The sequence below is a fragment of the Bacillus cereus group sp. MYBKT111-2 genome, from assembly GCF_051915205.1.
Taxonomy (GTDB): domain Bacteria; phylum Bacillota; class Bacilli; order Bacillales; family Bacillaceae_G; genus Bacillus_A; species Bacillus_A paranthracis.
The window spans coordinates 614495-634254 of sequence record NZ_JBQAEG010000002.1; the positions used below are offsets into that span (position 1 = coordinate 614495).

Consider the following 19760-nt stretch of genomic DNA (forward strand, 5'->3'; position numbering starts at 1 on the left):
TGTATGTGTATTTGCCCATAATTAAAAAAATCCCTAGTTTCCTAAGCGTTTCAGGACATGGTTTCGACATGTCACGTGTTATGCTCTCAAATTTTTCATTTCGAAATACACACTTCCTCAGCCAATATGGATGATATATTTTTGTATCCTCTAGAAAATTATAACTCTCGTTCACCTAAACTTAACTTATCCTAAAAAAATACTTATTATTAATTTTCAACCTTTCTCCTTTAAAAAACAATTTTTTCGCATAACCTCATTCTTGCTAAGCATATAGTTTTAATGATGACAAAGGAGGAATGTTCATGTCTCAATCTGAAATCGAAAAATATGGACAAGAAGCTGCACGTTACGAACAGCTCGCTCGTTACTACCAATTTCATAATCCAAAAAAATATGTAGAACTATATATGAAATATTATGATGCGCTTACGAATCTTGTACAGGCATACGAAAAAAGAAATTCACAAGAAGCTGCTTTACCATCGCACATAAGATTTTTTCACTCTGCTTCAAATACACCTGCCGTTGACATTTTAGTAAACGGGCAAAAGGTAATTAAAAATATTTCATTTAAACAATTTAGTCCTTATTTAACATTAGTACAAGGTAAGTACCGAATAGATATCGTTCCTGTTGGAAATGAAACGCCCATCTTTTCAGCTTTAGTACCAATAATGGGAAATCACACTTATACTTTTGCCGCAATAAATAGTGATAATCATCTACAATTACAACCTATGCTTGATAATACTCATTTACCAGCAGGCCAGGCAAAAATACGCTTTGCACACTTTTCTCCCGATACCCCTGTTGTAAATGTAAGTTTAAAAGCTGGCGATCATTTATTTGAAAATGTACTCTTTAAACAAATAACAGATTTTTTAGAAGTTAGCCCTGGTACAGCGGATATAGAAGTTTCACTCGCAGATCATCAAAGTGTCTTACTAACTATACCGGATTTCAAAGTCGAACCGAACATTATTTATACAATTTCAATTTTAGGTTATTCAACGAAAGATCCTAAATTAGAAGCCGTTATACTTACGAATTAAAACAGTCTACACCATTCATTTGGTGTAGACTGTTTATTTTTGAAATGCAATTTGAAATTCTGTCCAATCATTATCTGAACGACACATGATGGACCCATTATGCTTTTCTACAATTTGTTTACATACAAATAACCCAATACCAGTTCCTAACTTTTTAGTAGTTACAAATGGTTCAAAAATCGTTTCTACATTTTCAGCTGGAATCATTGGCCCGTTATTTTTTATTACAATCCGAATCGATTGATCTTCTTCAAATACATCAATGATAATTTTTCGTTCTTCTTTCATTGATTCAAGAGCGTCAATTGAGTTCATTAATATATTTAAAAATACTTGTCTCACTTCACTCCGATAACCAGTAAGCGGAATTGGATATGGCAAATTCTTTTCAATAGAAACATTTGCATTGACCAAACTTGGATATAAGAACTGTATAATGTCTTGAAACAAATCATTTAGCCAAAACCGTTCAGATTCAGTCCACATTTCTTTTTTCGATACGAGTAAAAATTGCGAAATGCGAAAATTTAATTGGTCTAATTCATGAGAAATAATATCTAAATACGATAAACTAGGATGGTCTGCCTTTAATAATTTGACAAACCCCATAATGGAAGTAAGCGGATTACGAAATTCATGTACAAAACTAGCTGACATTTGCCCTAAAATTGTCAGCCTTTCTTTATGTGTTTCATTAATATATTGCTGTTTTTCCTCTAAATTTCTTGATATAATTTCCGAGTATTTTAAAACAGTGTAATAAATTAATTTGTCAAAACAAGTATGTATTTGGGCCATAATTGGTTTCAATTCACGTGCACTAACATCTAATTCACACATCGCTTCGAAAAGCTCATTTCTTCCTACATTTGCATTATAAACAAAATCACCTATATTCGCATCTGCTCCTGCACGTTCAATAGCAATTTTCTCGCATAATGGCTGAAGATAATTTATATCTTTTTCTTCCATAGTAAGTTCAATAATAAACTCTAATAAATCCTCTCCATTTTGAACTGCTTCTAGTCTAAATGGATCTTTATCGGAAATTATCATTTTGTTTTTCCAGTTCTCAACGAATTGGTGCCTGTTGTTTTTCAAGTGCGAACAAAATACTTCTTTAATATCCTTATCGATTGGAAAAACCTCCATTCCTCCATTTCCATGCGACGAACACCCTTTATATTTTGAATATTAACACAAAAAACATGATTCGTTAATAGATTATTGTCACATTTTGTTAATATGTGTTGATAAAATTTTTATAACTTTATTAATTGTTTAGATTGTTACATTCCATTTTCCTTCCTTTCATTCAAATTTTTTATATTCGATGCGACTTTTTTTGCATCCTGCTTCATTCTTTCGTACAATAGAAAAGGAAAGGTGTGAAAAATATGGTAAATAAAAATGTGGAAGATTATCTCCAAGAAGGCATTTACGGCCAAAAGCAAAACAAACCAGAAGAACGTAATATGTATTTAACTACATTACGTGAGCGTGTAGAAATCGCTTTAACTATCGGTCAAGTAATGCAAAGTAATGTATATTCTGAAGTAGCTAGTAGCATGCGCTCTTCTCAATCATTACAAATATTCCTAAATGGTGGCATTGCTTACCCACATTTATCAAAATACATTAAATTAGCGAACGAAAAAAATGTTCCTTTTACAATTGTTCAAAATAAAGGTACAGAAACACCAATCGGTTTAGTATTATCTCATCGCACTGCTGTCGACAAAGAACAAATTTATGTAGAAGATGCTATTTTCAAACAAGAAATGAAGTAAAAGGTACACTTGATTAAATGAAATCATTCTAAGAAACGTCAAATAAACAAAAAAAACGAGTATGGAATCGTAAACATTTCCTACTCGTTTTTTTTCGATGTTTAAGTTCTAGTTCCTTTATTTTTTAATACACACTAATTTCATTTCTGTCATTTCTTCGATTGCATATTTAATTCCTTCACGCCCCGTACCACTTTCTTTCACACCCCCGTAAGGCATATGGTCTACTCTGAACGTTGGAATATCATTTATCATGACACCACCAACTTCAAGCTCATCAATTGCACGCATAGCTTTAAACAAATTATTTGTAAATACACCTGCCTGTAGACCGTAACGTGAATGATTTACTTGCTCTATAGCCTCATCAAATTCTTTAAATGTATTTACTGTCATAAGTGGACCGAACACTTCTTGGCACTGTACAGATACATGCTCTGGAACATTCGTTAATACAGTAGGTTCAAAAATCCTTTCATCACGTTTGTTACCACCATACAAAACGTTCGCTCCTTCTTTAACTGCTTCTTGCACCCAGTTATCGATACGCTCGACATCTTTTTTCGAAATTAAAGCTGATACATCCGTTTCCTCAAGCAACGGATCACCAACAACAACTGTTTCCATCGCTTTCTGTAACTTAGATAAAAATTCATCCAGTCTCTCTTCATGTACAAAAACGCGTTGTACCGAAATACAAACTTGTCCATTATTAACAAATGCTCCCCATTTTACTCGTTCAATTAATTCATCTGTTAATTCAACATCTTCATCAATAATAACAGCGGCATTCGATCCTAGTTCTAACGTAACTCGCTTTAACCCAGCCTTTGCCTTAATTCCAATTCCAACTTTCGGACTTCCTGTAAAAGTAATGGAAGCAACATCATCATTTGTAACTATTGCCTCACCAACAGTTGAACCGGGACCAGAAATAATATTTAAAGCCCCTTTTGGCAATCCTGCCTCTTCAAATAATTCAACTAATGCGTAAGATGATAAAGGCGTTTGATCAGCTGGCTTTAATACAACTGTATTTCCAGCAGCAATTGCGGGGCCCACTTTATGTGCCACTAAATTTAATGGAAAATTAAATGGTGTAATAGCTCCTATAACCCCAATTGGTTTTCGTATTGTGTATGCAATACGCCCATCTGCACCAGGTGCCGCATCAAGTGGCAGTGTCTCACCGTATATACGCTTCGCTTCTTCAGCTGCAAATTTGTATGTCTGAACGGTACGATCTACTTCCCCCCTTGCAGCACGTATTGGTTTTGCAGCCTCTTTTGCAATAATCTCTGCAAATTCTTCTCTTCTTTCATCCATTTTTTGTGCGACTTTCTCTAAAATAGTCGCACGATCATATGCAGATAACGTATTCATTTCTTTCATTGCATTTTTTGCAGCAATAACAGCCTCTTTTACATCTTCTTCCGTTCCTTGCGCGATTTCCGCTAATGTTTCTTCAGAATATGGTGCATATAATGGTTTATACGTATTTACAGACTTCCAATCTCCATTTATATATAAATGCTTTTTCATAATTCTTCTCCTTTCAAATATATGTATACAACAATACTTCACCTAGTGAAAGGTCTGACTTATGTCATTGTAACATAGCCCTTATTCTGCCAAAAACATTATGCTCAAAAAAAACTCTGCCATCTAGCAGAGTCTACGAACTAATTTGTTCTTGTAATGAAATTTGTTGTTCATCTTCTAAAATAACAATTGATTCTGCAGTTTTTGTAACTTCTAGTCTCTTTATATAGTGTCCATCTAATTCTTTTACGCAAAACTTATAATTTTCGATTTCAATGAAATCCTCTTCAGCAATTTCTATATTCTTCGTTAAAATCCATCCACCTATTGTGTCAACACCATTATCATCAATCGTTAAACCTAATAACGTATTTACTTCACTAACAAGTACTTTTCCCTCTAGTATTGTTTTCGTTTCACTAACTTGTTGAATTTCTGGCTGTTCATCTGTATCAAACTCATCTTGAATATCTCCAACTATTTCTTCTAAAATGTCTTCAACAGTAACAAGTCCAGACGTACCACCATATTCATCTATCAATATAGCAATATGTGTTCTTTCTTTTTGCATTTTTAAAAATAAGTCGTGTATTGGGATGGAGTCGATAACTAAAATAATCGGCCTAATATATTGCTCTACTTTCTTATTACTAACCGCATTATGCTGCACAAAATCTGTGAAAATATCTTTAAAATTCACAAAGCCTATTACGTGATCTTTGTCGCCATCAACAACTGGATATCTCGTATATTTTTCCCGAGACATTTTTTGCAACGCTTCTTCAGCAGGCATTTCTTTACTTATAATATGCATCTCAGTTCGGGGTACCATTATCTCTTTTGCTATACGATCATCAAATTCAAAGATTTTATTTACATATTTATATTCAGACTGATTAATCTCTCCATTTTTGTAACTTTCTGAAACTAATAACCGTAATTCTTCTTCTGAATGAACTTCATCGTGCCCTTTCGGTGGTTTCAGCCCTAGCAACTTCGTAATTATTCGGGCTGATCCATTTAATAGCCAAATAAATGGAAACGCCATACGATAAAAGAAAGTTAACGGTTTAGCAACAAATAAACTCACCTGTTCAGCTTTTTGAATCGCAAATGTTTTTGGAGCCAATTCCCCTATTACAACATGTAAAAATGTAATAAACAAAAACACTAAAATTACAGCAAAAATATCTGCTAGTTGAGTAGAAATGTTCAAATTCACAAAAAATGTGTCAAACATTTGCTTTAACGCAGGTTTACCGAACCACCCAATTCCCAGTGCTGTAACTGTTATTCCTAGCTGACAAGCAGATAAATATTCGTCTAAGTTTGTAATGACTGTTTTGACAGATGTTGCGCGATTATTTCCTTCTGCAATTAAATAGTCAATTCTTGAACTTCGCACTTTAACAATTGCAAATTCTGCTGCAACGAAAAATGCCGTTAAGGCAATTAAAACAATCACTATACTTATACTATATATGTCCAAATACTTTTCCTTACTTACATTGTAAGCAAGGAAGCCACCTCCTACTTAATTTTATTCAAGTGAAGTAAGCATTCTAATACTCTAACAAAATTCTACATTAGCAACCACCTTTTTATATATTATATGCATACATAAAAAAGATATTTATCATTATGATAATCTAATTCATTTCCCTCAGTCAAATGATTCTAAATTTCAAGATAAAAACTTTTATATTCACGATATATTCTTCCTAGCTTCATTTCGTGAAAAAACACTTTCTTTGCCGATTCCACACTTCTTTTGTCACACTGGAAGGGAACTTACTTCATAGATCGAAATCATTCAACAGGATATATATAGGAGGGATTATTTTGGAATATAAAACACCATTTATCGCAAAAAAATTAGGTGTTAGCCCAAAGGCTGTTGTCCGGATTGCACAACAATTAAATCTTACTATAGAAAAAAATAAATATGGTCACTTTATTTTTACACAAGATGATTTAGACCAAATGTTAGAATACCATCTTTCACAAATAGAGAAGTCCCAAAACACTCACCCTACTCAAAAAACATCATCAAATGATGTTGAAGAATTGAAAACTCAAGTAAATACAATTGTTCAAAACATATCATCACATGATTTTGAGCAATTAACCGCTCAATTAAACACAATTACGAGAAGACTAGATCGAATGGAAGAACAAATGCAAGATAAGGCAAATGATGTTGTTACGTACCAACTTTTACAACATCGCCGTGAAATGGAGGAAATGTTAGAGCGAATTCAAAAACTAGAAGCTACCCTCAAGAAAGAAGAACCAATCTATATTACTCCCGATACAAAGCCAATATATGAACGTGAAAAGAAACCGAAGCGCCGTAAAATGATTTTTAGTATATTTGGATTATAATTTTTAGACCCTTATTAAAATAATAAGGGTCTTTTTCATGAAGAATGCTTTTATTTTAAAATCGCATTCTCTTTATTATACATATTCATTTCGTTTTATTTGGTTAACATAATATTCTTACTGTATTCTGCGATTAATGCCTGTGCATGGGCATTTCCTTGAATTACATCTCGAAATTCTTTTAAAGAATACAAATGCGTAGCCCCTTTTCGGGCATGAATTCGTACTGGTACACCTTGTAAAGTATCATGAAATTGAAATGGCTTATCTATCGGTTCAATTGGGAAACCGAGTGTTAATAAATACATATACATTCTTTTTGTAACCGCTGCGATATACCATTCTGCTTTTGTTTCTAATGCATGCATAAATAAAATAGCTGTTAGTCTTTTGAAGTGTCCTCTCCCACGAGACGTTTTCGCGATACTTAACTTGCCTATTTCATATACATTTTGCAAATCTTTCACTAAATCATTTTTAGAAAACGGATAGAAAAACTCAGAATTTGATTGTTCTGGTACCGTATACTTCATACATTCTACTGTACCGATATGATGCTCATCTTCTATTAATAAAAATCGTGATGGATTTAAATTACGTTCTACGAACATTAAGTTTCTTTCTTCACAAAAATCTCCCCATAGTTGCTCGAACCAAAAATGTTCTTCCTTTGTTTGAACACGCTGGAACATATTTCCCCGCCTTTCCCATCGCCGCTCTGTTTTTGATAACGCTTTCACTATCTATCATATAAGAACAAATCTTCGTATGCAACTAAAAATATTTATGACTTATTATATTCTGCAAAACGAATTAAATTCCATCATAATCATCTCTTATCCCTCATGTACCATCCTTCTCACAATATATTTATATTACTTGCAAATTCATATCGTATGAAGCTGTCTCCCATACTGCATATAATTCTTCTTAATCTAAAAAAATCCTTTATAAAAAAGGATTTCTTTTACTTCTTCATGCTTTTTAACCACTTCTCAAAAATTTGTACCATTCCATGTTTTCCAGCTAATTTCTCTTCCCCTTGCTTTGTTTTATATGGATATAATTGTAAGAAAATACCACAACCAGACTCAATTTTTTTACTATGCATATGACTTCCTGGATATACACAAATGACTTCATAAATGGCCCTTCGATGATAGACTCGCTTTCCATCCTGTTCTTCTACAAATTTTATAGACCAGTACTTATACATTTGCTCAGTTGCTTTCGTATTCCCAACGTGCTGAAAAATATTGTACATTGGGCTATACTTCACTTCAATAATAATAGAAGATTGATAGACGTATTTCTCTTCCCCCTTTACATAACAGTCTAATCGAATATCTGGCTTCTTCGTATCTTCTCCATTATAAAAATTACTCCCTTTACTTAATGCAATAAGAGGATGTGTTTCAATTAAATCATTAAATGCGACATGGACTTTCATATCATCTCGATGTAAAACTACTGTCGTTCCATCTTGTAATCCATCTACATAAAAATGTTCTTGTATTTGTTCACGAATGGAATTTCTAGCTTCAAAACCAATTTGCTCTAACATGGAAATAACGATAAAAAAAGCGTAATATTCATACACTAAAAAAGTTGGTTTATAAACAAATAATAAAGATGGAGATTGATCTGTATATTGTGGGAGTAAATCTAAATGCTGTAGTAATTGTTGATGTGGTATCGGTAAATTATGTGCGTTCATTCTACCCGTTTCAGAAACTTCTCTCCAAAATGGAGAATGCATTAAAGTTTGAAAGTATTGTACACTATCATGTACGAAATGCGCTAAAATTTTATATTCTTGTATCTTCATAGAACTTTTTCGTAAATCCGCCTCTTTTAGTAAATGTATATTTTTATATTTTTGTTTCTCTCTATCGGTCACTGATCCATTACGCTCAATTGTTTGTATAATCGTTTTTACAGCTTGAAATTCTTCTGATTTCTTCTTTTTTTCTCTTTCTAATATTTCAATTGTTTGACGCAAAAAACTTTCGGCTTCAAGTAAATAAAGATAAAATTGCATCGCTTTAAATTTAAGAAATGCATTTTCTATACTATTTTTTTGTTCGATAAACTTACGATTATAATATTTTGCGTACGGTTTTCTTTCCGCCACTACCGCTCCTTTCCTCGTTACTTTCCGCTCCTTTTCTTCCCATTTATATTCATGTATAAATTTTGAACTCGATTCTATTTTCTTAAAAATTTGCTGTATCTTTTTCATTTTTTGCGGCAACTTTCTAAGTAACACTAGATAAGAAGAATCTTCAATATCGCTAAGTGCAGAGAAAGTCTTTTTATAATAACCTCTATCTAAAATCAACTCATTTAAAATTGACTTCACATAGTTTTGAATCATTTCAAATTGATCATCAAAAAAATTTTTGGGGACGACTTGAAAAGCGCCATAATACGTTCGATTTTCTATATTCACCTCAAAATGATATAAACCACAACGCCATGGATAAAAGAATTCCGTTTTTCCATGTTCATATATTAATACCTTTTGTTTTTTTTCATTTATTTCATATTTTGTCTCTTTTATATTTTTCTGTCCCTCATAGACTTTATTCCATATAAAAGTAATATTCATTGGATTTTCATAATGGTATTGCAATCTAATTGGTTTTAATTCTTGCACTTTATAAATACATTGAGCTAATGCTGTTGCAGAGGTACAAAGACGATTTAATAAAATATATTCTCCTTTTGACTCCGTTCCAATAATTAACTTTAATACAAAAGGAAGCGTTTCTTTCGTATCAACGATTTCTGTTTCGTATCGTCCATCATTTTGCATAACCATACAACTCCAGTTCTCTACGCTTTTCTCTTATATATGCTAAAGAGTGTTCAAATGTAGATACTCTGTTTGCAAGTGGAGATTGCAAAAGAGGTACTAATGTTGCCCCCCTTTTTACTTCCTCTGAAAGTAAAGACCCAACCATCATTTCAGTCCCTCTTATTTTCGTCAATACACGTTGCTTTATTTGTAAATCAAATCCTTCCTCTCTACTAATCATATAAGAATGATTATTTTGGAACGGTATATTTTGCAAATAAGTAGCAATTGCATTTGCACATCGAAAAGAAATTCCCTTTGACGTATCGTGTGATGACAATACACCATGTAACTTATCTAATAGCTCTAACTCTTCTTCAGAAAACACCTCAATCATCGTTTTATTCCTGACCCAATTTATGCGAAATTCTCCTGCAGTTACTTTCAGAGGTGGTTGTAATACAACTTTCTCTTGCTCCATACACATCTCACAAAACGGAATCTTTCGTAAAGTTATTACATTCGTCCGATCTAATAATCGATCTGAGAGCTCCTTCGTTGTTTCATCAAAATTCACAGTACCAACAAATATAATATTTTCTCCAATTTCAATTGTTGGCGGAATTGAATTTTCTTTTTCTTGCACACCTTCATATAAATTTAAAATGCGATTTTGTTTTTCAAGTTGAAGAACAGATAGAAATGGAGTAAACCAATGCTCAATATGTGACATATTCATTTCATCAAAAACGATTATATACAGCTGATTTTGATTTTCTTTTGCCTTCATTAACGCCCTAACTAATTTTGTTTCACTTTCAATAAAAGTACCATTTGGATGAAGGTAACCAAGTAAATCATGTGGTTCTTGATATGATGGTGAAATCGGGATCCAAACCAATTCTTCCCCGTATTGTAATCCAAGTGCTTCTGCATAAGCTTGCACAAAACGGGATTTTCCAGCACCTGGTATCCCCCCCAGAATCGTCAACATATTTGTTTTTGTACTTATATGAAAGTTATAAATATCTGTTTCATCCAAATATAGCCCTTTATTACGTACAAAACTTTTTACATACTGTAAAAAGACGGATTCACGCTCATCCCATTCCCATTCATCCTTTTGCACTTTTATTTCCTCTACCTCTACAAGCTTACCTTCTTCAGTTATTCGTTTTTTTAATTGCTCATACACATGATTGCTTACAAAATATAATTGATCTTCTACCGCTATTTCTACATACTTCATCCAGTCATTAAGTTCTATATACTTACATTCCCGCTGCTGTTCAAAATATGCGATTGAACTAATTGACGATGACTTTAAAGATATATTTCCATATAACCTTCCCTCATGCCACAATAACTCAGGGGGCTCAAAGTCTTTCGGATATTTTGGCATTAGAAATGACAAATAACCATTACTAAGTTTTCTTTCTAAAGACTCTCCCTTTTTATAATCGGAAACTTTAGGTACTGGAATCATTTTATAACCGTTTGCTATTTCTCGCGGTTCTTCTGTACAAATTAACTCCACGTATATATGTCCTCTTTCATAATAAAGACGAAACATAACCAATTGCTTTTCTAGTTTTCTTTTTTTTAATTCCGAAAAGACTTTTTCATTCTTTTTATTGCTACATAAACCTTCAAATACATATGGTTCATTTTTCAATTGCTCTTGCAACGTGAATGGTATTGGCGATAGGCATTGTATAAAGAAATTCTCTCCACTCTTCTCACTCTCTACTTTTGTAAACTTCCCAATAAACCTCATATAGTACATTCGTTTTATAAAACTTGGCTGAAGAGCTTTATGTAATTTCACCTTCGTCACCTTCTTTTTTTCATACTATTCTTAGTGTATGAAAGAAACGCAAAACTAGAAACAAAAAACCTGACGTTATCCGCCAGGTTCAAAATGAAATCGTATATTAATGAGATGGAAATGCGTTTTTCTCTTGTAAGATGGCATTATGAGCAATTTTCATTTTAGCAAGTACATATCGTAAACGATCTTCAGCGTTTTCATCTTTATGTTGCTGTAATTCCGCCAAATTCTCTACCGCACTCGCTAAATTTTCAATCACTCCTCGCAGTTCAGGATGATGATTAAAAAAAGATTCTTGCACTAACACTTTCCTTACTTCACTCGCTAAATCAACAATTCTGTTCAACTGTTCTTTTCCTTCCATTTTCATCCCTCCTGAATATCTTATGTATTAAATATTCTATAGACAAAGAAAAAAGCCCTTTAAATGAAAAGGACTTTTACATTTTTATATTTCCAGTCAATAACATATAAAGAGATGTAACAGCTGCTACGACAATTGCCCACATTACATATCTCTCTATACCAGTAAAACAACGATTTCCTTTTTCTTTTCTTGCGTACACATAAACAATGATTCCAATTCCGTATACGATTGAAACGAGCAATAAATTCTTCAAACCAGCTGCATAAATAAGCCATACAGAGTAAAGTGAAGCAATTAAAGCTAGCGAACCATTTTTCACTTTTGCATCTTTTAGTTCATTTGTAATCACTAATTTGAATTGGAATAACGCTGATAATAAATATGGTACTAATATTGATGTTGACGCTATGAAATACATAATTTGATATGTTGACTCTGAAAATAGAACGATTATAAATATAACTTGGGCAACACCATTTGAAATCCATAATGCCATATGCGGCGTTTGTTTTTTATTTGTTTTCGTAAAGACTTTCGGAAACACGCCATCTTTTCCTGCTACGTGAGAAATTTCAGAAACAAGTAAAAACCAGCCTATTAATGTACCTACAAGTGAAGCAACTAACCCGATGTTAATCGCAACTGCCCCCCATGTCCCAACAACATGTTCTAATACATGTCCCATTGATGGAGTTTCTAAAACAGAAAGTTCTCCTCTTGTCATCGCTCCCATTGACAAGACAGAAATTAAAATATAAATAGACATTACTAAAATAAGTCCTAATACTGTCGCTTTACCGACGTCTCGACTATTTTTCGCTCTTCCAGATAATACTACCGCTCCTTCAACCCCGATGAAAACCCAAAGAGTTACAAGCATTGTATTCTTCACTTGACCAAGTATAGAGGAAACTGAAATAGTTCCTTCTCCCCAAAAATCATGTGTAAATGTATCCCAGCGAAACGCTGTTACCATTACAACAATAAATAATACGATTGGAACCAATTTCCCTATTGTTGCAATCACATTCATAATAGATGCTTCACGAATGCCAAATAAAATTAGAAAATGAAGTGTCCATAATAAAAGTGATGCTCCTACGATAGACGCAACACTATTTCCACCTTTAAAAATGGGGAAGAAATAACCTAATGTACTAAACAGTAACATGATTGTTGCAACGTTTCCTAAAATTCCTGCTAACCAGTATCCCCAAGCACTGTTAAATCCGATATATTCACCGAAACCAGCACGTGCATAACTATAAATCCCGCCCTCAAGCTCTGGTTTCTTTCTTGCTAACGTTTGATATACGAGCGCGAGTGGAATCATTCCCATCGCTGTAATACACCAGCCAATTATGATAGAGCCGCTATTTGCTCCTACTGCTAAATCATGCGGTAAACTAAAAACACCGCCACCAACCATTGTTCCGACTACTAATGCAATTAATGGAAAAAATCCTAACTTCTTTTCTATTTGTACCACCCCATCTGTCATTCTAGGTGTTATGTTCGTTCAACTATTAAAGTCACCTTTTTCTCTAATAGACGCTTCTCTTATATTTTTTCAGGAAAACATTACTTATTCTAAAAGAAAATGAAGAAAAATGGAATACTTTTTTGAAAAAATGTATAAGTATGCACAAAAAAACCGTTCATTTTATAATGAACGGTCATTTCATACATATGAATTTGTATATTTTTTGTAAATTTAACGAAGTAAATTCTCTTTTTGTAAAAATTGTTTTGCGACTTCTTCACTACTTTTACCATTCACATTTACTTCATAATTCATTTTTCGCATTTCTTCATCTGTAATTTTTCCAGATAATTTATTTAATACTTTTTCAAGTTCAGGATATTTTTGTAATGTCTCTTTTCTTAATAACGGTGCACCTTGATATGGTGGGAATAACCCTTTATCATCTTTTAACACTTTAAGTCCGTACTGTTCCAATTCACTATCTGTTGAATATGCATCGATTACATTAACATCCCCTGATTGAATTGCACTGTAACGTAATTTCGGTTCCATCGTTTTAACATTCGAGAACTTATAGTTATATATTTTTTGCATTCCTTTATAACCGTCTTCACGATCAGCAAATTCTAATGTGAACCCTACTTTAGCATCCTGTGCAATATTTCCTAAATCAGAAATTGTACTTATATTCTTTTGATCTGCTATTTTTTTCGGCATAGCTAGTGCATATGTATTGTTATACTCCATTGGTTTCAACATAACCATACTATATTTCTTTTCCATTCCAACGCGAGCCTGCTCATATACTTCATCCCGATTTGTACTTTTTGGCTCTTCTTTCACGAATGTAGATAAAGCTGTTCCCGAAAACTCAGGGTATATATCTACTTCCCCTGATTTCAATGCTTCGAATACAAATGATGTTTTTCCAAGACCTGGTTTTAATTGTACATGTAAATCGGTATCTTGTTCAATAAGCTGCTTATACATTTGAATTAAAATTTCAGGTTCTGATCCAAGTTTGCCCGCAATAACAATATCTTTCTTTTCGGTATTCCAAAGAAATGGAGAAGCAACCATTATACAAACAATACATATCGTCAATATAACACGCTTAGACGAACGTTTTGGACTCTCAAGCACCCGAAGTACTACATCAAAGAATAAAGCAAGTAACGCGGCTGGTACGGCCCCTAAAATGATAAGCGCATGATCATTCCGATCGATACCAAGCAATATGAGTTTACCAAGCCCACCAGCACCTATAAGAGCTGCTAATGTAGCCGTTCCAACAATTAATACCATTGCCGTACGAATACCGGCCATAATAATTGGTAACGCAAGAGGAAGCTCTACCTTCCACAGTCTTCTCCAGCTATTCATCCCCATAGCTTTCGCTGCTTCAATTAAAGATTCATCTAACTCCCGTATTCCTGTATATGTATTGCGTAAAATAGGTAATAGTGCATACACAACTAATGCGATAATCGCTGGAAGTTTTCCGATTCCTACTAACGGAATTAATAGTCCGAGTAATGCAAGTGATGGCACCGTCTGCATTACTGCAGAAGTTCCTATTATAAATTCAGCCATTCGCTCTTTTCTCGTTAATAAAATGCCAAGCGGTACCGCAATAATTACTGCAAAAAATAATGAAATAAGCGATATTTGTAAATGCTCACTTAATGCAGTTAGTAATTCTATTTTTCGTTCTTGAAACGTTTGTATAAAATCAGTCACTGTTTAGCCTCTTTCCTTCATTTGTTCAACAATATAATTGACAATATGACGACTCATTAAAGCTCCAACATATCGACCATTTTCTTCAACTGGAACGACTTCATCAGCTCGCAGACGAACTAATGCTTCTTGTAAAGAAGAATGTAATGATAGTGCCTCTCCTTCTATCCGCATACTTTCATCAAGTGGCAATACATCTTCTATACTTTTCCCCTCATACCAAGGTCGCCCACGATTTCCAATGAACTCTTCTACAAATTCATTTTTCGGGTTATGTATAATTCCTTCTGGCGTATCTAATTGAACAACTTTTCCTTCTTTCATAACACAAATGCGATCTCCAAGTGATAATGCTTCTTGCATATCATGTGTTACGAATACAATTGTTTTTTGAATCTTCTTTTGCAATTGTACGATATCCTTCTGAAGTTGCTCTCTACTTAACGGATCTAACGCACTAAATGGTTCATCCATAAGAACAATTTTCGGGTTTGCGGCTAATGCCCGTACGACACCAATACGCTGCTTTTGCCCACCTGATAATTCATCAGGCATGCGATCGCGATATACGTCTGGATCTAGCCCGACCATCTGGAGCAACTCATCGACACGAGCTTTTATTTTTTCTTTGCTCCACTTTCTCATTTCAGGAACAACTGCAACATTTTCAGCAATTGTCATATGAGGGAACAAAGCGATTTGCTGCAACACATATCCTATATCCCATCGTAATTCATTAATATTATATTGTTGAATATCTTTTCCATCGATTAAAATTGAGCCTTCTGTCGTTTCAATTAAACGATTAATCATTTTCATTGTCGTTGTTTTCCCGCAACCACTCGGACCAATGAGAACAAAAAATTCTCCCTTTTTAATTTCTAAATGCAATGAATCCACTGCTTTTGTGCCATCTTCATATGATTTTGACACTTGATTAAACTGAATCACAAATACAACTCCTTTATCGTTGTTTCCTTTATTTTGATGGAATATGGCATTCATTTCAAATGATACGCATTTAAATTAAAAAAGAGCTCACATTTGAGCTCTAATGGTCTAACAATATTGTTTTCATTATAGCGGCGTATTCACGCACATACATTTTTCTCTTAGAGCGCATTGGCGTTTCAGCAGCTAATGCCTCCATCTTCATGCCTAAACGCTTTGCAATTATTTTCGTTCGATATAAATGATACGTATTGCTTACAACTACTGCATGTTTCACATCATATAAATCTATACTAAACTTTACATTCTCATACGTATTTGTAGATTGGTCTTCTATTAAAATACGACTCTCATCTATACCATGTACCATTAAATAGTTCCTCATACTATGAGCTTCCGGTATATCTTCATCTTCTCCTTGACCACCTGAAACAATCACTTTCGCTTCAGGATGAGAAACTAAATATTGTAATGCTACATCCAAACGGTTCTGAAGAGATAAAGACGGTCTATCTCCAAATAACTTTGCACCTAATATAAGAACATACGGAGAGTGATGGCTCAACTTTTCACGAGCAACTTTCTTCATTCGAAACGTCATATAAAGGATGTATAGTGGAGGTAATAATACGATTATAAGTAATATCCATTTGTTCATATATATGTTTGCACTCCCTTTCTTTTTATTATATAAAAAAAGATTGGAAGGCAGAAGGTTTTTTTAAACGATTGATTTATTAGAAACGTTCGTCCCTACTTTACGTTGTGAATATACATAATAAAGAGCAATTCCTAATGATAGAATCAATATACAGCTAAGTACGTAAAACGGGAGCATTACCCCAGCTTTAGATACACCAACTGTAAACAGCATTAATAATACAATTCTTATTCCTGTACCAATTAATCGAAATAAGCTGTCTACACGTCCCATTACTTCGTTTGGAATTTCCTCCATCATCAATACATTTCTCGCCACTCTTGTCCCCGCATTTCCAATCGCATGAAAAATCGCTAGTCCATATAAGAAAATTACGGAAGGTTCAATAATCATTACGGTAATTGAAATTACATAAATGAACATCGTCATAACGATTGAAACTTCTGTTTTGACATATTTCATTATGAGTGGAATACAGATTCCTGCAACAACAGCTCCAACACCGTACATCATTCCCTCTATCGCGTATACAGAGGCATTAGCTTTAAGTATATCCGAAATATAAACTGGTATTAAATAATTTGCCATCATGACACCTATAAACGGCATATAAGTGGCAAGTAAGAACCAAAAGAGCTTAGGACGGTTTTTCATAAAGTGAATTCCTTCGAACAATTGCTTCTTAAATGTTATTTTCTTTTTAATCTCTTTTTTCTTGACATACGGTATACATAAAAATAGCAAAAATGCTCCTGCAAAAGTTAACATATCTACTAACAATATCCACTTCAAAGACACAACTTCAATTAGGAAGCTCGCGGCTGCTCCTGAAATAACTTGTGTTAACTGTCCTTGTATTTCCATCGTTCCACTTAAACTTTTATAATGTTCTGCTTGAAAAATTTCTTGGTTGAACGCAAAAATTGTAGGATAAAATAATAGATAGTAAAAAGAGCCTGCTATATAAATAAGAATATAATGAATAGAATGATAGGATTGCCCAGCAAATCCCCATATAACCATTATTCCGATTACGGCTATCCCAATACCTTCATTGCATAATAATAAAGATTTTCTTGAAAAACGATCAATACTTTGCCCGATAAACGGAGTTAACAAAAACATAATCAGTGTTGAGATGATGGAAACATAACCAAACGTTGTCTCTCCTCCACTCTCTTTAATTAACAACCATGGAATCGTTATCATTACAATACCGGAACCAATAGCTGATAGACTATTGGCCCCTAGAATGAAATACAAGCGTGAATCTTTATAAAGAGATGACATATCACTCAACCCCTAGTTGCTTTTTCACCTCTTTATATACGCTCATATATGCTTTCAATTCTTTAACTACATCATGAATTAATGGTTTTGCATCTTCCCCAAGTTCACCATCTTGCACATGTAATCCATCAAGAACAACTTGTTTTGGAATTGCATTTGCATAAACACCTCTAGCGACCGTTCGCATGCTGTTTAATGCATTTATTCCACCTTTACCGCCACCAGCAACCGCTAACAACGCAACTGGTTTATGAATAAATTCATTACTACTTAAGTAATCTAAAGAGTTTTTCAGCGCACCGCTCATCGCATTATGATATTCTGGTGTACATAATACAACCCCATCCGCAGCTTTCACTAACGTTTTTAATTTTTTCACTGCCTCTAAATCACGTTGTGACTCTTCTCCATTGTATAAAGGTAACTCCTCAATTGCTAAATCATATAATTCCCCTTCAAATTGATCCGCAATATATTTTGCCACCACGCGAGTTCTACCAAATTTTCTTGGTGTACCGTTAATAACAACTAGTTTCATGATTATTTCTCCCCTTTGTTTTCAATTTCTACTTATATATTATCAGAAATTTCTACACAAAACACAATATAAAGAGTTAACTTGTTTCATAAAATAGTATGATAAACAAAAAAGAACTCATACTTTCGTATGAGTTTCGTACAATTACTTTGTTTCATCTCTCATGCTCAATGTACCTAAACTTTCATTTGCTTTAAAATGGTTATATGCTTTTTCCGCTAATCTTTTCCGTTCTTCTGATAACTCTATATATTTCATTACGTTTTCAATTATTTTTTCATACGGAGTAAATACAATACCCGGCCAATCTATTTCGTCCTCTGGGTTGCTATTTTCCGAAATAATAAATTTCTTATTTGCCACTGCATAAGAAACTCGAGGAGTTTCAAGAATACCAGATAAGTAAAAGTGGATATTTAATATAATTTTAGACCTGGCAATTAACTCATTTCTAACAATTCCCCATGCATTATTTTTAAAAACAATATTTAAATTCGGGGCAACGACTTTTAATTGATCCAATATAGCTTGCCGCCTTGGGTTAAGAGCACCTATAAACAGTATATCAATGTCTTCAATTAATTCTTCATCAAATGCATCTTTTTTTATTTCTAAAGTTGGTGCATAGTTCATGCCTACATGTTTTATTTCTTTTCCTACTCCTCTTTGTTTTAACCATTCTATATTTTGTTTACTATAATCCCAAATTTCCTTATCTTTTAATAACATTAAATAAAGAGGATGCGCATAAGGGCTTCCTTCATATAGCTGTTCTAAATTATAAATAATTGCATTTTTCGGAAGGAGATGTGGGCTATGTGCATATGTATGCGCTCCAAAAATAATTGTATTCCCCACATTTTCGAGTATTGTTTCTGATATGATTGCTGTATTTCCCTCTTGCTCCAATCGCCATTTCAAAGCTCGCGCAACATCTATAAAACTACCATACGTCTTTGGGCATATAAACAAACAATAATCATATTCTTTATTCAAATAAGCTTCCATTAGCCTTAAATTATTCTTATATAAATCTACATCCGGATATTTCAGTAAAAGATCCTTTGCATGTTTTTTTGCTACTTTATATAGTCCAGCATAATAAGCAGCAATGCACCTTCTTAATTCAATTCTTTGCTGATGTTCATCTGATACGTCCATGTTTAACAGAAGATTTGCGATACAATACGCTTTTAAATGATCACGATCATAATAATAATCTAGTAGTGGCAACAATTCTTCATACGTATTTCCATGCACAGATTCTCCTAGTTCTAGCGCCCATCGTATTAATTCCATTATTACTCCACTACTCCTTTAACCG

17 protein-coding genes are annotated in these 19760 nt (G+C 33.6%); 3 read left to right on the top strand and 14 right to left on the bottom strand.

Features of this window, described 5'->3' with window-relative positions; all coding sequences use genetic code 11:
* Nucleotides 1-305: 305 nt before the first annotated feature.
* Nucleotides 306-1055: a DUF4397 domain-containing protein gene (locus tag ACTFNE_RS08470; protein ID WP_000083263.1), complete on the top strand. Its 750-nt coding sequence runs from the start codon at nt 306-308 to the stop codon at nt 1053-1055.
* 33 nt (nt 1056-1088) lie between these two features.
* Here the strand turns inward: ACTFNE_RS08470 and ACTFNE_RS08475 are convergent, their stop codons facing one another.
* Nucleotides 1089-2207: a BA2291 family sporulation histidine kinase gene (locus ACTFNE_RS08475; protein WP_000451748.1), complete on the bottom strand. Its 1119-nt coding sequence runs from the start codon at nt 2205-2207 to the stop codon at nt 1089-1091.
* A gap of 245 nt (nt 2208-2452) precedes the next feature.
* Here ACTFNE_RS08475 and ACTFNE_RS08480 point away from each other — a divergent pair, with 245 nt between their 5' ends.
* Nucleotides 2453-2845: a YueI family protein gene (locus ACTFNE_RS08480; protein ID WP_046197495.1), complete on the top strand. Its 393-nt coding sequence runs from the start codon at nt 2453-2455 to the stop codon at nt 2843-2845.
* A 117-nt stretch (nt 2846-2962) separates the two neighbouring features.
* On the opposite strand, the gene ACTFNE_RS08485 is transcribed toward ACTFNE_RS08480, so the two are convergent.
* Nucleotides 2963-4387, bottom strand: a complete 1425-nt coding sequence (locus tag ACTFNE_RS08485) for an aldehyde dehydrogenase family protein (protein WP_046197496.1) — start codon at nt 4385-4387, stop codon at nt 2963-2965.
* Nucleotides 4388-4520: 133 nt separating this feature from the next.
* Nucleotides 4521-5876 carry a hemolysin family protein gene (locus tag ACTFNE_RS08490; protein ID WP_046197497.1) on the bottom strand — a complete coding sequence of 452 codons (1356 nt, stop codon included), beginning with the start codon at nt 5874-5876 and terminating at the stop codon, nt 4521-4523.
* 353 nt (nt 5877-6229) lie between these two features.
* Between ACTFNE_RS08490 and racA the strand changes: the two genes are divergently transcribed.
* Nucleotides 6230-6772, top strand: coding sequence for a chromosome-anchoring protein RacA (gene racA / locus ACTFNE_RS08495; RefSeq protein ID WP_000456007.1), 543 nt, complete (start codon nt 6230-6232; stop codon nt 6770-6772).
* Between the two features lie 95 nt (nt 6773-6867).
* Here racA and ACTFNE_RS08500 read toward each other — a convergent pair whose 3' ends face one another.
* The 11 genes from ACTFNE_RS08500 to ACTFNE_RS08550 all read right to left on the bottom strand — a co-directional run bounded on the left by ACTFNE_RS08500 (nt 6868) and on the right by ACTFNE_RS08550 (nt 19735).
* On the bottom strand, nt 6868-7464 hold the full coding sequence (locus ACTFNE_RS08500) for a hypothetical protein (RefSeq protein WP_000487805.1): 597 nt from the start codon (nt 7462-7464) through the stop codon (nt 6868-6870).
* A gap of 275 nt (nt 7465-7739) precedes the next feature.
* Nucleotides 7740-9590 carry a hypothetical protein gene (locus ACTFNE_RS08505; protein WP_046197498.1) on the bottom strand — a complete coding sequence of 617 codons (1851 nt, stop codon included), beginning with the start codon at nt 9588-9590 and terminating at the stop codon, nt 7740-7742.
* Nucleotides 9580-11400, bottom strand: a complete 1821-nt coding sequence (locus ACTFNE_RS08510) for an AAA family ATPase (RefSeq protein ID WP_439997974.1) — start codon at nt 11398-11400, stop codon at nt 9580-9582. Before ACTFNE_RS08510 ends, ACTFNE_RS08505 begins: the two co-directional genes overlap by 11 nt.
* Nucleotides 11401-11506: 106 nt before the next feature.
* Nucleotides 11507-11767 (bottom strand): hypothetical protein, encoded by a 261-nt coding sequence (locus ACTFNE_RS08515; protein ID WP_000398576.1) that lies wholly within the window; start codon nt 11765-11767, stop codon nt 11507-11509.
* A gap of 76 nt (nt 11768-11843) precedes the next feature.
* Nucleotides 11844-13271, bottom strand: a complete 1428-nt coding sequence (gene arcD, locus ACTFNE_RS08520; RefSeq protein ID WP_000129463.1) for an arginine-ornithine antiporter — start codon at nt 13269-13271, stop codon at nt 11844-11846.
* Nucleotides 13272-13484: 213 nt separating this feature from the next.
* Nucleotides 13485-14996 (bottom strand): ABC transporter permease/substrate-binding protein, encoded by a 1512-nt coding sequence (locus tag ACTFNE_RS08525; protein ID WP_046197500.1) that lies wholly within the window; start codon nt 14994-14996, stop codon nt 13485-13487.
* A 3-nt stretch (nt 14997-14999) separates the two neighbouring features.
* Complete coding sequence (locus ACTFNE_RS08530; RefSeq protein ID WP_046197501.1) at nt 15000-15947, bottom strand: ABC transporter ATP-binding protein; 948 nt, start codon at nt 15945-15947, stop codon at nt 15000-15002.
* Between the two features lie 100 nt (nt 15948-16047).
* Nucleotides 16048-16605 (bottom strand): YdcF family protein, encoded by a 558-nt coding sequence (locus ACTFNE_RS08535; RefSeq protein ID WP_046197502.1) that lies wholly within the window; start codon nt 16603-16605, stop codon nt 16048-16050.
* Between the two features lie 63 nt (nt 16606-16668).
* The gene (locus tag ACTFNE_RS08540) at nt 16669-17898 is read right to left on the bottom strand and encodes an MFS transporter (RefSeq protein ID WP_046197503.1); all 1230 of its coding nucleotides are present in this window, start codon (nt 17896-17898) and stop codon (nt 16669-16671) included.
* Nucleotide 17899: 1 nt separating this feature from the next.
* Nucleotides 17900-18436 (bottom strand): NADPH-dependent FMN reductase, encoded by a 537-nt coding sequence (locus tag ACTFNE_RS08545; protein WP_000780354.1) that lies wholly within the window; start codon nt 18434-18436, stop codon nt 17900-17902.
* Nucleotides 18437-18580: 144 nt separating this feature from the next.
* A complete protein-coding gene (locus ACTFNE_RS08550; RefSeq protein WP_046197504.1) occupies nt 18581-19735 on the bottom strand; it encodes a hypothetical protein in 1155 nt (384 codons plus the stop codon).
* Nucleotides 19736-19760: the final 25 nt, after the last annotated feature.

What these genes read in the sequence shown, in the direction of transcription:
- ACTFNE_RS08515 (WP_000398576.1), bottom strand. Translation starts at nt 11,767, where the DNA reads ATGGAAGGAAAAGAACAGTTGAACAGAATTGTTGATTTAGCGAGTGAA.
- ACTFNE_RS08550 (WP_046197504.1), bottom strand. Translation starts at nt 19,735, where the DNA reads ATGGAATTAATACGATGGGCGCTAGAACTAGGAGAATCTGTGCATGGA.
- ACTFNE_RS08540 (WP_046197503.1), bottom strand. Translation starts at nt 17,898, where the DNA reads ATGTCATCTCTTTATAAAGATTCACGCTTGTATTTCATTCTAGGGGCC.
- ACTFNE_RS08500 (WP_000487805.1), bottom strand. Translation starts at nt 7,464, where the DNA reads ATGTTCCAGCGTGTTCAAACAAAGGAAGAACATTTTTGGTTCGAGCAA.
- ACTFNE_RS08485 (WP_046197496.1), bottom strand. Translation starts at nt 4,387, where the DNA reads ATGAAAAAGCATTTATATATAAATGGAGATTGGAAGTCTGTAAATACG.
- ACTFNE_RS08535 (WP_046197502.1), bottom strand. Translation starts at nt 16,605, where the DNA reads ATGAACAAATGGATATTACTTATAATCGTATTATTACCTCCACTATAC.
- ACTFNE_RS08470 (WP_000083263.1), top strand. Translation starts at nt 306, where the DNA reads ATGTCTCAATCTGAAATCGAAAAATATGGACAAGAAGCTGCACGTTAC.
- ACTFNE_RS08505 (WP_046197498.1), bottom strand. Translation starts at nt 9,590, where the DNA reads ATGCAAAATGATGGACGATACGAAACAGAAATCGTTGATACGAAAGAA.
- ACTFNE_RS08545 (WP_000780354.1), bottom strand. Translation starts at nt 18,436, where the DNA reads ATGAAACTAGTTGTTATTAACGGTACACCAAGAAAATTTGGTAGAACT.
- ACTFNE_RS08480 (WP_046197495.1), top strand. Translation starts at nt 2,453, where the DNA reads ATGGTAAATAAAAATGTGGAAGATTATCTCCAAGAAGGCATTTACGGC.
- arcD (WP_000129463.1), bottom strand. Translation starts at nt 13,271, where the DNA reads ATGACAGATGGGGTGGTACAAATAGAAAAGAAGTTAGGATTTTTTCCA.
- ACTFNE_RS08475 (WP_000451748.1), bottom strand. Translation starts at nt 2,207, where the DNA reads ATGGAGGTTTTTCCAATCGATAAGGATATTAAAGAAGTATTTTGTTCG.